At 52.3% G+C, this 14844-nt stretch carries 16 protein-coding genes; 4 read left to right on the top strand and 12 right to left on the bottom strand.

Features of this window, described 5'->3' with window-relative positions; translation table 11 throughout:
• The first annotated feature begins 236 nt into the window (after positions 1-236).
• The 4 genes from AC1931_RS05210 (at position 237) to AC1931_RS05195 (ending at position 4186) form a co-directional block, all read left to right on the top strand.
• A complete protein-coding gene (locus AC1931_RS05210) occupies positions 237-2666 on the top strand; it encodes a glycosyltransferase (RefSeq protein ID WP_483876185.1) in 2430 nt (809 codons plus the stop codon).
• 156 nt (positions 2667-2822) lie between these two features.
• Positions 2823-3317, top strand: coding sequence for a class I SAM-dependent methyltransferase (locus tag AC1931_RS05205; RefSeq protein ID WP_483876184.1), 495 nt, complete (start codon positions 2823-2825; stop codon positions 3315-3317).
• 419 nt (positions 3318-3736) lie between these two features.
• On the top strand, positions 3737-3949 hold the full coding sequence (locus AC1931_RS05200) for a hypothetical protein (RefSeq protein ID WP_483876183.1): 213 nt from the start codon (positions 3737-3739) through the stop codon (positions 3947-3949).
• Between the two features lie 36 nt (positions 3950-3985).
• Positions 3986-4186: a hypothetical protein gene (locus tag AC1931_RS05195; RefSeq protein ID WP_483876182.1), complete on the top strand. Its 201-nt coding sequence runs from the start codon at positions 3986-3988 to the stop codon at positions 4184-4186.
• A 365-nt stretch (positions 4187-4551) separates the two neighbouring features.
• Here the strand turns inward: AC1931_RS05195 and AC1931_RS05190 are convergent, their stop codons facing one another.
• The 12 genes from AC1931_RS05190 to AC1931_RS05135 form a co-directional block, all read right to left on the bottom strand.
• The gene (locus AC1931_RS05190; protein WP_483876181.1) at positions 4552-6018 is read right to left on the bottom strand and encodes an esterase/lipase family protein; all 1467 of its coding nucleotides are present in this window, start codon (positions 6016-6018) and stop codon (positions 4552-4554) included.
• Positions 6019-6101: 83 nt separating this feature from the next.
• The gene (locus AC1931_RS05185; RefSeq protein ID WP_483876180.1) at positions 6102-6587 is read right to left on the bottom strand and encodes a SixA phosphatase family protein; all 486 of its coding nucleotides are present in this window, start codon (positions 6585-6587) and stop codon (positions 6102-6104) included.
• A 317-nt stretch (positions 6588-6904) separates the two neighbouring features.
• A complete protein-coding gene (locus AC1931_RS05180; RefSeq protein ID WP_483876179.1) occupies positions 6905-7510 on the bottom strand; it encodes a methyltransferase domain-containing protein in 606 nt (201 codons plus the stop codon).
• Between the two features lie 28 nt (positions 7511-7538).
• Positions 7539-8198 (bottom strand): SDR family oxidoreductase, encoded by a 660-nt coding sequence (locus tag AC1931_RS05175; protein WP_483876178.1) that lies wholly within the window; start codon positions 8196-8198, stop codon positions 7539-7541.
• A gap of 53 nt (positions 8199-8251) precedes the next feature.
• On the bottom strand, positions 8252-8650 hold the full coding sequence (locus tag AC1931_RS05170; RefSeq protein ID WP_483876177.1) for a hypothetical protein: 399 nt from the start codon (positions 8648-8650) through the stop codon (positions 8252-8254).
• Positions 8638-9297 (bottom strand): ABC transporter ATP-binding protein, encoded by a 660-nt coding sequence (locus tag AC1931_RS05165; RefSeq protein ID WP_483876176.1) that lies wholly within the window; start codon positions 9295-9297, stop codon positions 8638-8640. The genes AC1931_RS05170 and AC1931_RS05165 overlap by 13 nt, the downstream gene beginning before the upstream one ends.
• Before the next feature lie 4 nt (positions 9298-9301).
• Entirely contained in the window at positions 9302-9988 is a 687-nt protein-coding gene (locus tag AC1931_RS05160) for an ABC transporter permease (protein ID WP_483876175.1), read from the bottom strand.
• 9 nt (positions 9989-9997) lie between these two features.
• Positions 9998-10798 carry an ABC transporter substrate-binding protein gene (locus AC1931_RS05155; RefSeq protein WP_483876174.1) on the bottom strand — a complete coding sequence of 267 codons (801 nt, stop codon included), beginning with the start codon at positions 10796-10798 and terminating at the stop codon, positions 9998-10000.
• 61 nt (positions 10799-10859) lie between these two features.
• Complete coding sequence (locus tag AC1931_RS05150) at positions 10860-11693, bottom strand: HesA/MoeB/ThiF family protein (RefSeq protein ID WP_483876173.1); 834 nt, start codon at positions 11691-11693, stop codon at positions 10860-10862.
• Position 11694: 1 nt separating this feature from the next.
• On the bottom strand, positions 11695-11922 hold the full coding sequence (locus AC1931_RS05145) for a MoaD/ThiS family protein (protein WP_483876172.1): 228 nt from the start codon (positions 11920-11922) through the stop codon (positions 11695-11697).
• Positions 11919-12566 carry a hypothetical protein gene (locus AC1931_RS05140; protein ID WP_483876171.1) on the bottom strand — a complete coding sequence of 216 codons (648 nt, stop codon included), beginning with the start codon at positions 12564-12566 and terminating at the stop codon, positions 11919-11921. Before AC1931_RS05140 ends, AC1931_RS05145 begins: the two co-directional genes overlap by 4 nt.
• Positions 12567-12666: 100 nt before the next feature.
• Positions 12667-14409, bottom strand: coding sequence for an aldehyde ferredoxin oxidoreductase C-terminal domain-containing protein (locus tag AC1931_RS05135; RefSeq protein WP_483876170.1), 1743 nt, complete (start codon positions 14407-14409; stop codon positions 12667-12669).
• Between the last annotated feature and the right edge of the window lie 435 nt (positions 14410-14844).

The raw sequence follows: 14844 nt of genomic DNA, 5'->3' as shown, positions 1-14844 counted from the left end.
TGGAGTAACAGTAAAAGGCTTTGATCAGGAGTTTTTAGATGTGGCGGGTTAAGACAACGCAAGATCTCGGTTAGAAATTGATGAGTCTACCCAGAGTTGATCTTGGTTTTTTAAAGATGTGCTGACTGATGAACAAATAGGTTCTCCCTCACATTGAATACAATCCTTATGATTTTCTTATCTAAAGCTAACGCTGAGGCAGATAATCGGTGAAAAACAAAAGGAGAGTAATCAGTATGGCACTGGCCGATTTACACGTTCACTCGAAATATTCCAACCACCCCTCCGAGTGGTTTCTGCAGCGGCTTGGCGCTTCAGAATCCTATACCGAACCGGAAACCATTTATTCCCTCGCTCGTCAGCGCGGCATGGACTTTGTCACCATCACCGATCATAATCGGATCAAGGGCTCCCTCGAACTGGTGGAGAAACACCCCGATCATTGCTTCACCGGGGTGGAAGCAACCGCCTATTTTCCCGAGGATGGCTGCAAGGTTCATATCCTGATTTATGGACTTGATCGTGAGCAGTTTGCCCGGATTCAGGAGTTGCGTAAAAACCTTTACGATTTACGCGATTACCTGCAGCAACAGGATCTGGCCTGTGTGGTTGCCCATGCCACCTATGCCGTCAATGATCGTCTGACCCTGGATCATCTGGAAAAACTGCTGCTGCTGTTCAACAACTTTGAAGGGCGTAACGGCAGTCGCAGTCCATTGCACAATGATTCGTTATCCATGGTTCTGTCGCAGCTGACCGCCAACGATATCGTGCGACTGGAACAAAAACACGGCATTGCTCCCTGGGGAGAGAGCCCCTGGAAAAAAGGATTAACCGGCGGTTCCGATGACCACGCCGGTTTTTTTATCGCCAAAACCAGCACCAGGGCGGTGGCAAAAACCCCGGCAGAATTCATAGAGCAGATCAAGCTGGGTCGTTTGCTGCCGCAGGGGCGCCAGAACAACTTTCAGGGCCTGACGTTCGCGATCTACAAGATCGCTTTCGATTTCTCCCAGCAAAAAAGTACCGCTTTTGCCCACTCGACCTTAAGCGATTTGACCCGTTACCTGTTCTCCGAAGAAAAGCTCAGCTTCAAGGATCGGCTGCGGTTAAACCGTATGCGTTCACAGAAGAATAATCACATCTACCAGAGCATTGTCCGACTGATTGAAACCAGCCGCACCCTCGACCAGGACGACATTGATACGCGTCTTGAGTTGCTCTATGACTGTCTTAGCGATATTTCCGATCAGTATTTCCGCTCCCTGCTGGAATCCCTCACCACCAACCTGGAAGAGATGGATCTGATTCGGATTATCGCCGGCCTCTCCTCCAGTATTCCGGGAATTTTTCTCTCCGTCCCTTTCTTCTCCGCCTTCAAGCATATGTTCGGCGATCGCCAGCTGATCAACAGCCTGGTCACCAGCCTTGGCCACGTGAAGACCCCCAGGGCCAAGAAAATCCTGTGGATGACCGACACCTATACTGATCTGAACGGGGTCTCCATGACCCTGCAGACCATCGGCCGACTGGCGGACGAAAAGGGGTACGGCATTCGTATCCTCTCGAGCCTGACTCCAGCGCAGCAGGTGGAAAACCTGCCCGCAGCGAGCCTCGTAATTCCACCGATGCACTCCTTCAAACTACCCCATTATGAGGAGTTGACCGTCACTGTGCCGTCGGTATTGCGGATGCTAAAGGCGGTCTACGAGGAAGACCCTGACGAAATCTATGTTTCGACACCGGGGCCGGTCGGTCTGCTCGGGGTGCTCATCGGACGGATGCTCGGAACCCCGGTGAAAGGGATCTACCATACCGACTTCACCATGGAGGCCGAGGCGATCATCGATCAGCCGGAGGTTTCGGCACTGATCGAGAAATACAGCCAGTGGTTTTTCAATCAGTTCGACACCCTGTTGGTGCCGACCACGGAATACATGGAGTTACTGAAAAAGCGTGGCTATCGTCACCGCCATATGGAACTGTTCCGGCGTGGGTTGCGCACCGAGCATTTCAAGCCTCAGCCGATCATGATCGGCAAATCACTCAGTAATGCCCGGTTGCTCTATGTCGGGCGTATTTCAAAAGACAAAAATCTTGATTTTCTTATCGGCGTCTATCGCCGTATTCTCCGGCAGCATGTCGGCATATCGCTGACCATTGTCGGTATTGGCCCTTACCTGGAAACCTTGCGGAATAGTTGTACCGATCTGCCTGATGTCACCTTTGCCGGAAAAGTTCCTTACACTGAGCTGCCGGAGCTCTACAATCGTCACGATCTGTTTCTGTTTCCCAGCACTACTGACACCTTCGGTATGGTGGTCCTCGAAGCCCAGGCTTGCGGTCTGCCGGCACTGGTCTCCGACATCGGTGGACCACGCGAGATCGTCCGCGACGGACAAACCGGTTACGTCCTCGATGTATCATCAACCCAAGGTTGGGTAACGCGGCTGGAGGAGATGCTGGCGGATCTGGCAAATGGTGGGAGCCTGTGCCGGTTACTGGCGCGCAACGCACGTGAACGGGTCGAGTCAACCTACAGCTGGAATACCATCCTGCAGGATATGATGCGCCCGGAAACTGCGTCCATGCACCCGCTGCGCCACCGCCAGCCCTCACCGATCAAGCGGATGCTGAAGTTTGCGTCCAACATGATGGTACATTAACTTGTTGATTCCCTTGATTGCCCGCAAGGTTTAAACCATTGCGCCCCCATATCTTCTTGTCACTTTTCTTCGACCCTTCAGGTTTGTATTTGCCCTTACTCCTTTTGGGGTAAGGGCTTTTTTATTTGTTGTGGCTACCATGAAAGAAAGGGAAATATGTTGACCGAATCAATCATCCTGGCGCTGATCATCGCCCTGTATCTTTTGCTGGCAAACTATGTGAGCTATTTTCTGGGAAAGAAACGAATTCTCAATGGTCACAAATGGGATTTGAATATTTGTTGTGGCAGAACCGACGGCGGCGGGGTGAATGTTGATATTGTCAAACATCAGAACCTTCCACGGTTTATCCAGGTCAACGATATCTACAATCTTCCCTTTGGAAATGATCATTTCGAAACCGTCCTCTGTTCACACACGATGGAACATGTGGATGACCCTGAACTTTTCTATAGCGAACTGCAACGTGTCGGCAAGCAGGTGACCCTCGTTGTACCGCCCCTGTATGACCTTGCGGCTGTGTTCAATATCCTGGAGCACAAATGGATTTTCCTTACCTTCAAAAAGAAGCACCAGCAGCTGCCACGGCATATCAAATTACCTTTCGCCCATGGTTATCAACGCCTCTTCGGTCAGCGAAATCATGCCTGAGGGAAATAGACCATTTAGCGCACATCCTGAAACCAGAGAACAAGGTCACCTTTTTTCAGTTGTTTCTGCGAGGCACCATTTTATCCTGAAACACCGTCAATTTTTTTTACTGTTCACATGAGAGATTTAAACCTACGTCATGAAAGGGCAACAGATTGAAGCGGTTAACTCAAACTCGATTTTAAACTCTAATAGTCAAATAAAATCAGTATCTTAGAAGGTAATCTGAACTGATCTAAAACCATAAACAGTAAAAAATAAACTATCGATCTGCCCAGTAAAATAGAAAATCCTGTAACATGCTGTTTTACAAGAAAAAAATTAAAATAAAACCTTGACAGGAGAGGGGTGAGGGTTCACAATTTGTACATAAAACCTTTTATGGTAAAAAATAATAGATAACGAAATGGAGGATTAAGATGCGTTGTCCGGTGTGCGGAAGTTATGAACAAAGTGTTTTATCGATGCAATCCCACCAGTTTGCTGAAGGATTGGTGGAATGTGCTGTGTGCGGCAGCTCCTGGTCGATCAATCATGGTCATGCAGAAATGGTTGTCGATGCTCATCCACAGAGTTTCCTGGCGCGTCAGACCGAATGTGTCGAAGCTGACGATTATGTATGGGCCGCCTGAGCCCTTTGTTTGCAGAAAACTTCATGGAGGTATGTTATGGAAGCACATCAATTAAGTGTCGCGGGACCTTGTCGTTGTGGTGGTCAGGTGAAAATTTTCGGACCGAGTGATTTTGCTCCCCACAGTCATTGGGGACTTTACTGCTCGCATGACAACTGTGAGCATATGGTGACCGGCGAAACGCTGGAAGCCGCCATTCTCGAGTGGAACCACAGTCTGGAACCGGTTCACAGCTGATCTGCATTGAAATGAGTCAAAAAAAAGCGGCCATGTAGACTGCCGGCCCATCAAGTGTCCCCAAAAAGATTGGCTGAGATTGTCCCGGATTGAAAAAACAGCATTGCCACAAAATGCTAAAATTCTATAGCGTATTTCAGGAAAAGCCCTCGGTAACGTGATCGTGGGCTTTTCCTGTCTGTTGAATGGTGCAAACCCATACACCAATGGTGATGCTGTGATAATTGGCATATGGCTTTTGCAAGGATGACCTGGTTAGTTTTTAGTATATTATACAGGATGACAGACAAACCCCATACATCAATTTGCCCGACTCGTTATTGCTGATTGCCTCCATCAAATTATCCACCCACATCAGGATTTGATCATTCCCAGGAGGTCACATCAAAGTAGAGTTTCGCGCGAAATCCCTTGCGATTGCTGAGCGGGATATAATGCCCGTTCTCATCGTGACTCAGCTCGGTGCCCCGGTTTTCACCCCAGTTGTCATCGGATTCAACATATCGTAGCGTCCACCCCTCATTATTCAACGCGACATTGAGTACGATGTTATCGCGGTAGAGGTTTTCATCCGGGATACGCCTGTTGATGGAGAGGATGCCGTCAACCCAGAAATCGGTGCTGCGTACAGCAAGGTCGACAGTGAATACCATGGTTTTCCCGGAGGTGATCTTCGCGGAATCGAGAAAAATGCTGCCTAACACGGGGTATCTGGGCCGTGTCAGTTGCGCACGCTGGGGATAAAACATCTCGTCAAAGGTTCGAAAAACCGCCGAGGCATGTTCGGTGCGGCGGTCGGTGAGGGGAATCGGAACCTCCCCCCTCGGCATCATGGTGCATTCAAACAGGTAGGATCCGCGCACCTGCTGATTGGCCTCGTATTTCTTCCGGATGGCGGGGGGTAGCGGTAATTTTTCCGGCACCAGGCGCAGAACCACCCGATGGTCACCGAACAGAAAGCGCACCAGATTTTGGTAGCCTTCCTGCGAGTTCACCATGCCGTAATGACCGCTGTGACTTAAATGGCAGTAGACGCGTGGCGCACCTTCCACATAAGCATTTTCAATGCGTACCAGACCATCGCTGGCCGAACCGACACCCACGCGAACAAGGCTGTAATCACGAGGGTTGGTCCCGACCAGGCAAAAAAATCGTTCCGGGGGAAATTTGCCGTTCAGATGATTCACCTTGTCGTCACGTGGCGCAAGATCAAGATATTCGGCGATATGCTTGCGGTTGAAGTTGCTGATGTCCCACAGTCCCAGCATCCTCGGGACATTGATCCCGCCAATCTCGATGCCGTTGTGGGGGGTCCCGTAGGTAAAGACTTTATCTACACTGCGTTTTGCCGTTGTGCTGCCGACCTGATCATTCTGCAGCAGGCAGCGGCAGATCAGTCCGCCCATGGAATGAGCCACCAGATACACTTTGAAGTCGCGTTCGGCCTCGGGATCACCGTCGCACACTTGATGTCGTACCTGCTCAATCAGATCGCTGAGCCCGCTGGCGGCTTCGATAATGCCCGGGCGCCGGCCTTCTCCGGTTTGCGCCTGTTCATAATAGCGGTAGATAACCATGCTCTGCTGGGGGATGCGACCAGCGCGGATATTCCCCTCCAGATAGACGTCCTGATAGCCGTATTCCTTCATCAACCGGATCAGCGGGGACTCGAAGATATAGTGTAGAAAGGATTGATCATGGGATTGCCTGATCCGTGTCGAACCGAGGTTAAAGCCCATGTAGGGGGTATTCACGGTCTCTTCGATATCGGCATCGCGCATAGCGAAGCCACGGACATAAATGATGGGGTGACGACCAGGGTGTAATTTCATGATTTGACCTCCCTCTCGCAAAGGTGTTGCCGACGGAAGAATACTTCACCGGACGGGCGGTCGTTATGGCAGGCAACGTCTGCTTACTTCTTCGGGTAATCGTAGTAAAGCAGGGTAGCGCAATTTGCCGAAACCGCCGACCAGTCATCAGCAGCAAGTTCGAGTTCCAGCACCGCACAGGTTGGCAGCCATTCAGGGGCTTGCGGACATAACCACAGGCCCATCTCAGACATGCCGGGATTATGTCCGATCAGCGCGATATGCTCCGCCCCGGGCAGCTGGTGAATCATCTCGACCAGGGTGGCGGGGGTGGCTGCATAAATATCCCGCTGATAGATAATCTGTTCTTGCTGCAGATCCAGTTCATGTGCCAGCAGCTCGGCTGTTTCTACCGCTCTTTGTGCCGGACTGCTGACCAGCAGATCGGGGATCCGCTTACGTTCACGGATACGTGCGGCCATCATCGGTGCTGCCTTGTTCCCCCGGCGATTCAGGGGACGATCAAAGTCACTTGCCACGCCGCTGTTCCAGTCTGACTTGGCGTGGCGGATCAGGGTCAGTTTTTTCATTCTCATTCTCCCGCAAGAGGCCGGCATGGCTTGCAATATCTGACCATTCTGGTTGATTATAGCAAGGCACGCCTTAACAGGACTGCACCTACCAACTACCCAACGACTGTCTAAAAGGTTAGCAGATGAGCTGTTTAAAAGGTAAATCCGATGTCAAAAAAAACAAGGCAAAGTATGTCTGCAAAAAATGCGAGGCCTTCACCCAGGATAAAGGGGATGTTTGTAAGCCGGAAAAAATAGAAAAGACAAAAAAGTCGAAAAAAGACGAAAAAAAAGTCAAGGAGAAGAAAAAACCTTCCAAGTGATGGAATTCGCTCCTAACAGATACGGCTGAACACGGCCATCTGCGTTGAACCACCGACAACCGGATCAACTTCACCAATATCGGTAAAGCCCACCTGATACTCTGTGCGCCCGGCAACGCCCTGCGCCCAGCGGCGGAATTTCTGTCTATCCCACTCGAATTGATGATCAGGATGACGAAACTGCCCCGGTGGCATGCCGTGGAGGGGGTTATATTCGCTGTTGGGGGTGGTGATGATTACCGTGCGGGGGGCATAGCCAAAAAACACCGCGCGCTCCACCAGAGACAGACGTCCAGGCGGAATATGCTCGATGGTCTCGACCAGGGCTACGGCATCAAACCCCTTTAAATCTTCAATAAAGTCAGTGAAAGAAGCCTGATAGAGACACAACCGCCGGCCATCCGGCGGATGCTGGTGAACCGCCAGTTGATGCCTGGCTTCCTGTAATACCTCCTGTGAGGTATCAATCCCGACAATCTTACGAAACTGCCGCTGCTGAGCCAGCAGCAACAGCAACTCACCCGGTCCGCAGCCCAGATCCAGTACCGATTCGGCACCACCGGCACAGAGAGCATCAACCACGCTATCAAGACGTTCTTTATGAAGAAGAGTAACCATCAGATGTTGCCATTAAAAGCCGCACCCCCTACCAGGGCAGCTCTTCACCGTTGCTGTGCCAGAAAGAGCCACTGTTTTCAAGAGTCAACGCGGCAATCCGCTGCGCCAGCCCAAGCGCTGACTCTTCCGGTGAGATCAGGCCGCCGAAATTGACCATCCGCGTTTTAACATAACCGGGGTGCAACAGCGCCACTGCAATGCCACGATCCTTTAAATCAACGGCCAGAGACTTGCCAAACGCGTTGAGGGCCGCCTTGGAAGCACGGTAGCCGTAACGTCCCCCGGAATCATTATCGGCAATCGAGCCCATGCGACTGGTAATCAGGGCAATTTTGCTGCCGGCAGCAAGATTCGGCAACAAGGCTTCGCTGATGCGCAATGGCGCATAGGCATTGATCTCCATCTGCTGACGGATGGAATCAACATCAAGCCGGCCAAGCACTTCGTCCTGTAACAGCCCGGCATTGTTGATGAGCAGATCAATAGTTGTACCGTGCAGCATATCGGCAAGACGCTTCACATCTGAAGCACTGGTAACATCGATCCCGTCAATGACCTTGGCCACGGCTGCCAGATCGGTTGAGGATTCACGACAGACACCGGTAACCTGCCACCCTTCACGCTCGTAATAACGTGCCAGTTCGAGGCCAATGCCCCGGTTCGCTCCGGTAATAACGACATGTTTCATTGTTGCCTCCTGTTGCCTGGATAGTAACTGTTCGGTAAATTGCTCAGCTGTTTTTATCCGAGCAGGTCCTTATGTGAATATACAACCTTTCCATGCAGCAGAGAATAGTAGCGAATCCAGCCTGGGGCATGGGACATAAAACCGGAGACGGCAATCATCACAATCAGGATGACCATGGTGTGCTGCAGGGCAACATGCAATAACGCCAGCAGCAGTAATTTCAGATAGACGGCAACACCCCGTAACTGGACACACCAGATCCAGCCGGAATAGGCCTCCATCGCGACCAGAACGACACCTGACAACATGGTCAGATAAAAATAGGTCGGTTCCGCGGCACCATACATGGCGGCACCGAACATTCCCGCCATGCCGATCAGGTGAATTGTCCTGACGGCAACCTTGGTCAGCCGTCGCACACTGTTATCGGGCAGGTTGTTCAGAAATGACATCGTGCACCCGGATCCTGTAACACACCCTCCTGGATAGACAGAAGCTCAGCGCCGACACGTTGCGCCTGAAACTGGTCGTGAGTAGAAAAAACAACGGTAATTCCATACTTTGCCAACCTCGCCAGCAGAGCTTCAAAGGCGGGACGGCTGTTAACGTCGATATTTGCTGTTGGTTCATCCAGCAGCAGCAAATCGGGTTTAAACACCAGGGCTCGCGCCAATGCCACGCGCTGGGTTTCCCCGGACGAAAGCTCTCTGGCTTTACGATGTTCAAAACCTTCGAGTCCGACAATGGACAGGGTTAACCTCATCCGTCGTCCCTGCTCCTTGCGTGATACTCCCCGCAACTTGAGCCCGTAGGCAAGGTTGTCGCTGACGGTCCCCTGAAACAGATACGGGGACTGCTCAACATAGGTGACCTTTTTGCGCAATTGTTCAGGATCCCTGGATGTTAAGCCGGGAAACTCTACAACTCCCCGTTGCGGGTTGATCAGCAGGGCCATGATTCTCAGCAAGGTGCTCTTGCCTGCACCGTTTGCCCCGATCACGGCATAAACCTTATCGGGAAAAAGTTCCAGAAGGTTCACAGACAAACGAAAATCACCGCGACTAAAGAGAATATGCCTCAAGCAGACAACCGGCTCCATGACCTTACCTTTGTTGCAGAATGTTCAGAAACAGGTTGACAATCAGTGCGACACTAAGCAGGACGATGCCTAAAGACAAGCCAAAAACAAACTCTCCTTTGCTGGTTTCGAGGGCAATCGCCGTTGTCATGGTGCGGGTTGAACCACGGATATTGCCGCCCAGCATCATTGCCACGCCGACCTCGCCGATCACCCGTCCGAATCCTGCGATCAGCGCGGCCATCACACCAAAGCGAATCTCTTTGATCAGCTGGATCGACGCCTGGAACTGAGTAGCGCCTAAGGTCCTGGCGGTATCAATCACCCGATGATCAGCTCCGGTGACACAGGCGAGAACGTAATTGGCGACAATCGGGGTGGCCAGCACGGTCTGTCCGGCAATCATCGCCACCGGGGTAAACAGCAACCCGAACTCGCCCAACGGACCCTGCCGACTGAAGACACCAAACAAGACCAGGCCGATGACCACCGTCGGCAACGCCATCAAGGTGTTCAGCAGGGTTATCATCACCCTGCGACCGGGAAACCGCTTCAATCCGAGCCACAAACCGATCGGTACGCCGAGGGTAGCGGCAATGACAATGGCAACACCGGCAGTATAAAGGGAGGTCCAGACTGCAAGCTGGACCTCCCGGTCAAGACTGAATATCAATGCAACAGCGGCCAGCAGCGAGTCGGACAGATAGTTCACGCATACCTCTTAGTGCGTATAAAAAAGTTGTTCTCCGGCCATTTTAAAACCGTTAATCAAGCGTTGTCCTTCCTCCGAGGTCAAGAAGTCAAGGAATTTCCCGGCCAGTTCCTGTTTAACATGGGGATGCCGGGCCGGATTCACCATGATCACCCCGTAAGGATTAAACAGGCGCGGATCACCGGCAAATACCAGCTTGAGATCTATCTTGTCCTTGAATGCCAGGTAAGTGCCGCGATCGCTGAGGGTGTAGCCCTGGCGTTCGTTCGCCATGATGATGACTTCTCCCATACCGCGCCCCGCCTCCAGATACCAGTCTCCCTGAGGAACCACGCCGGCAGCCTGCCAGAGCTGTCGCTCACGAACATGGGTGCCGGACTCATCGCTGCGCGACACAAAGCTGACTCCAGCCCTTGCGATCTTGTCCATTACTGCAGCCAGATCGCTGCTGCCCAGAACGCCGGCAGGATCATGCGGCGGGCCAAGCAGAACAAAATCGTTGTACATGACATCGCGCCGTTCGCTGCCGTAACCATTGGTCATGAACGCGTCTTCCAGGCTGCGGGCGTGCACCAGCACAACATCCACATCGCCGGACTCTCCCAGTTTGAGGGCCTTGCCGGTACCAACCGCGATCACGTCAACCTTGCAGTCGTTGGCCAGTTCAAAAGATGGCAGCAACTCCGCCAGTAAGCCGGATGCTTCGGTGGAGGTGGTAGTTGCCAGACGCAACCGTTCAGCCGCCGCGACCGGACTGAAAAGACCACACATAAAAAAAATGGTTAATCCAATTGAAATCAGCCTGAACATCTTATCCTCCTGTTTACTTTGAGCTTTTTCTGCCTGTGAACAAACTGACTAACATGATTCATCACATCGGAATGTTATCAAACTGCAACTCCAGCAAATCGATTAACAATACCCGCTCATCCAGCACCTCTCCCTGTCCCAGAAGGGTTTTGCAGACTGCTGCTGATTGCATACTTGCCACAACCGCTGGAGTAAAGGACGGATTGCCGAACCTCGACTCGATCCCTTTCTCTGCTGTCGGATTGGGATAGAGCTTCTGCATCGTCGATTGGCCGGGTTTGATACAAGCCACCTGTCCAAACCAGCCGCCAATGGCGCCATGGATCAGTGGGACGCCAATTTGACTGCAGAGCTGGGCCAGTTCCAGACGACCATTGATGTTGTCAATGGCGTCAACAACGACATCCATGCCGGTCAGCAAATCAACCCCGTTATCAAGTCCGACAGTTATCTGCCGGGACTCGACAGAAACCGCAGGATTGATCTCCTGCACCCGTTTAAACGCGGCAACAGCCTTGGATGTGCCAAGGGTGTTCATAGTGGCAAACAGTTGCCGATTGAGGTTGTGTTCCGTAAAAACATCCGGATCGATCACCAGCAGCCGACCGACCCCCAATCGCGCCAGCTGCTCAATGACGTAGCCTCCCAGGCCGCCGCAACCGACCACAGCCACCTGTGATTTTAATAGCTTGAGTTGCTGTACCGTTGTTATCATCTGACGGTTCCGCTGATAGCGGGCCGGCAGAAAACCGGACGCCATGATCTTCTCGTCTGCTTCGTGGCAGCTTAACCCGAGAAGCTCCATTAATTTCAGTTCATTTTGCCAGGAAACAAGATCGTTCTGGGCGTGGTCGGCTAAAAAAACCTTTAGCGGGTCCGGGTCAAGATGCTTCATCTCACCCGCCCCCGACCAGAGGAAAGATCGACAAGGTATCACCGTCAGCCAGTTGCCGGTGCAAATTCACATGAACAAAATTCAGCAACAGGATGCCAACCTCGGTTTCGGGAATCTTAAGATCACGAACAACATCGCCGACCGTCGTTACTGGTGGATACTCCCTGATCTCCTTATCAAAACGGCCGATCCGAAATGAGGCAAACAGCTTGACGGTGATTTTTATCATGACGCTCCTTCCCCGATCCGGTGCCAACCAGGCTGGTTCCATCTTACCTTTACTAAAGCTGTCTGCTGGGGAGCCACGATGGTCGGTAACCTTTCAATGAATTCAGCACAGCAGCAAGACCGGCCATTCACGGTTACAGAGGCACATCCCTCCTGGAATAAAGCCGCCCCGTCCGTCAGCAATGTCATCAGCTCAGGCCCCGCAAGAACAACGCCTCGCTCCAGCAGCAAGGGGCCGACCTCTTTCATCAGCATATTGAACAGCTTGATTTTAACCGTGCCTGAACCGGTCGTCACTACCGGTGGGGGATGATAGCTGATCGCTTCGCGCATGGCAGCCAGGTGCCCACCACGGCGCATGGTCGAGCCGACCAATCCGGGCATGGCGGTTGAAAGGGCCAGGACTGATCCGTTGTTCACCAATGAAGATGTCAGATCATCAAGCGGCTTGCCGTCGAGAAACAGGGTCGTGATCCGATCCTGCACATAGGTTTCAGCAAGACCTAACTGGTCGTTAAGCAGCTTCATGACGCTGCAGCCGGTTGTCACCGGCAACCAGACACCCCGTTGCAGCAGCGGGTAGAATGTGCTGATCAGGTCAGCATCCAGGGTGAACTGTAATTGCAGATCGGCAACAGCCCGCATGGTCGGCTTTCTGTTGAAAAGTGTCTGTAAACTACTCTGACCGCAGCAGTTAACAATCCCGAGACCCTTCCTGGTCCCGGGATTAAATCGGCATCAGATTTCAACTCCAGTTGTAAAGCTCGTCAAGCTCTTCATCCTTGACTGCGAAGGTGATATTGTGTGGTGCCAGCGGTTCGGTCTTGAAAAAGCGCGGGAGACGATCATCTTCGGCTCCAAAACCGGCTTTTTTGTTGAACTCCCGCTCCATGTTAAGAACCTTTTTACCCAGCGCGACGACATCGTCACCGGTCATCTCGATACCGTAAAAGGCCCCCAGCATGTCAAGCAGGGCGTCAAAGGTTTCCGGCTGATCAAGAATCGGGAAGGCGATAAAAAGACACATGCCGGTGGAATCGATAGCGGTTGTCGCGATCTGCAGGTTGCGGGACAAGTCGACCTGCCCTTCGGGTTTGAGCGGATCAACGTCTCCGCCGACCTTGAGAATGTTGGTAGCCACCGCATAGCCGGCGGTATGATCGGCACCCATGGTGCTGGTGGCATAGGTCACGCCAATCCCCTGTACGGCGCGCGGGTCATAAGCAGGCAGTGCCTGTCCCTTCACCACAGGAACGCGCTCAACCCCAAAGGCCTTACCTGTCATTTCGGCACCATTACCTAGAATCCGCCCCAGAGGCGTTCCCTTGCCGACTTCGTCACGAACCAGCCTGATCGCGCCTTCGCGGTCGCCGAATGCAATCACTCCACCCTCCATGGCGACACCGATGGCGACTCCCATTTCAATGGTATCAACGCCGATATTGTCATCCAGATAATCAAGCATAGCGATGGTGTCAAGATCGTCGATACCACAATGGCCACCATGGGACCAGACGGTTTCGTATTCGGGCTGTTTGGTCAGGAACTTGCCGTCCTTATCGTTATAAGTCCCTGAGCACTGGATAACGCAACCGCGATGACAACCGTGGGTGGCAAGACCACCACGCTTGACTTCAAGCTCGGCCTGGGTCTCGCCGCTGATGCTGGATCCTCCTTCAAAGAAACCGGTTTTAAAGTTTCTGGTTGGATAGCCACCGGCCTCATTAATGACGTTGGTAAGGATATTGGTTCCGTAAGCGGGCAATCCTTCGCCCGAGACCGCATGCTTGCGAATCCCTTCGATATAGGCACGGTTGGCAGTTTTAAACTTTTCCGGATCTTTCGGTTGTCGATGGGTGCAGCCACTGTCATCAAAAATAATGACTTTTACCTGCTTGGCGCCCATGACCGCACCGACACCGCCCCGGCCACAGTGACGGCTGGGACGCAATTCAGTATCCGTGCAGGCAATGGATGCGGCGGCCATTTTGCGTTCTCCGGCTGAGCCGATGGAGATATAGGCAGCATTATCACCATATTCTTTACGCAATGTTTCAATCAGCGGATAGTTATCCATCAGCTTTAAACTGTTATCGATACTGATGGTGACCCTATCCTTGTCGATATGAATTTTGTACAGATCATCGGTGGCCGGCTTACCTTCGATAATAATCGCCGCATAACCGAGTCGGGCCATTACCTGGGAGGGCTGCCCACCGGCATTAGACTCCTTGATGCCACCGGTCAGCGGGCTTTTACATCCGACGGAAATCCGGCCGGACATAGCAGCAGTCGTTCCGCTGAGCATGCCCGGAGCAATGACAAGTTTGTTTTCCGCACCTAGTGGGTGGCAATCCGGAGGGACTTCTTTAGCAACAATCATTGACGTTGTCGCCCTGCCACCAAGAGCGCTGAACTCCCCCGCCGTTTCAATGTTCTGAGAAGGACCGCCTGATGCTCCCATGTTAATACGCAGAATCTTGTCCATTTGCATCCTCCCTTATGTGTAGGTAACCGCCCAAGTGAAAACTCCCTGCATCGGGAGAGACAAAAGGACTTCAATCAGCGTCTCGGGTGTGTGCACAACAGCGCCCGGTACTGATGCAAAGAGGAACTTAAAAGCGTGTGTATTGAGTGTAGCAGGTGACAACAGCTTTTCCAGAAAAACTACAATCACCCTTTTTCGCAACCACCCGGATTGACCTGGAGTGCCAGAGCCATCAGGAACCCTGCGCTAGCTGCCTCCGGGGGTTGAAGAGGTTTCAGTGTTTGTGCCGGTTTTTCCAGCGCCAACAGCAATGGCAGGTGACCTGCGGGTCACCTGCCATTGTTTAGGTCAAGCACAGTGATGAGTCTGATTTTAGTTTTTAGCGGCAGCCGTCTTGCGTGAGCCCTGAGCGACAGCTTTGGTCATGCCGAACAG

The sequence above is a fragment of the Pelovirga sp. C15f genome, assembly GCF_057178085.1.
The sequence above is the reverse complement of the archived record's forward strand: the minus strand, read 5'-3'. Positions and strand labels throughout refer to the sequence as shown.

Coding starts and splice junctions, on each gene's coding strand:
- AC1931_RS05210 (WP_483876185.1), top strand. CDS start 237: ATGGCACTGGCCGATTTACACGTTCACTCGAAATATTCCAACCACCCC.
- AC1931_RS05205 (WP_483876184.1), top strand. CDS start 2,823: ATGTTGACCGAATCAATCATCCTGGCGCTGATCATCGCCCTGTATCTT.
- AC1931_RS05200 (WP_483876183.1), top strand. CDS start 3,737: ATGCGTTGTCCGGTGTGCGGAAGTTATGAACAAAGTGTTTTATCGATG.
- AC1931_RS05195 (WP_483876182.1), top strand. CDS start 3,986: ATGGAAGCACATCAATTAAGTGTCGCGGGACCTTGTCGTTGTGGTGGT.
- AC1931_RS05190 (WP_483876181.1), bottom strand. CDS start 6,018: ATGAAATTACACCCTGGTCGTCACCCCATCATTTATGTCCGTGGCTTC.
- AC1931_RS05185 (WP_483876180.1), bottom strand. CDS start 6,587: ATGAAAAAACTGACCCTGATCCGCCACGCCAAGTCAGACTGGAACAGC.
- AC1931_RS05180 (WP_483876179.1), bottom strand. CDS start 7,510: ATGGTTACTCTTCTTCATAAAGAACGTCTTGATAGCGTGGTTGATGCT.
- AC1931_RS05175 (WP_483876178.1), bottom strand. CDS start 8,198: ATGAAACATGTCGTTATTACCGGAGCGAACCGGGGCATTGGCCTCGAA.
- AC1931_RS05170 (WP_483876177.1), bottom strand. CDS start 8,650: ATGTCATTTCTGAACAACCTGCCCGATAACAGTGTGCGACGGCTGACC.
- AC1931_RS05165 (WP_483876176.1), bottom strand. CDS start 9,297: ATGGAGCCGGTTGTCTGCTTGAGGCATATTCTCTTTAGTCGCGGTGAT.
- AC1931_RS05155 (WP_483876174.1), bottom strand. CDS start 10,798: ATGTTCAGGCTGATTTCAATTGGATTAACCATTTTTTTTATGTGTGGT.
- AC1931_RS05150 (WP_483876173.1), bottom strand. CDS start 11,693: ATGAAGCATCTTGACCCGGACCCGCTAAAGGTTTTTTTAGCCGACCAC.
- AC1931_RS05145 (WP_483876172.1), bottom strand. CDS start 11,922: ATGATAAAAATCACCGTCAAGCTGTTTGCCTCATTTCGGATCGGCCGT.
- AC1931_RS05140 (WP_483876171.1), bottom strand. CDS start 12,566: ATGCGGGCTGTTGCCGATCTGCAATTACAGTTCACCCTGGATGCTGAC.
- AC1931_RS05135 (WP_483876170.1), bottom strand. CDS start 14,409: ATGGACAAGATTCTGCGTATTAACATGGGAGCATCAGGCGGTCCTTCT.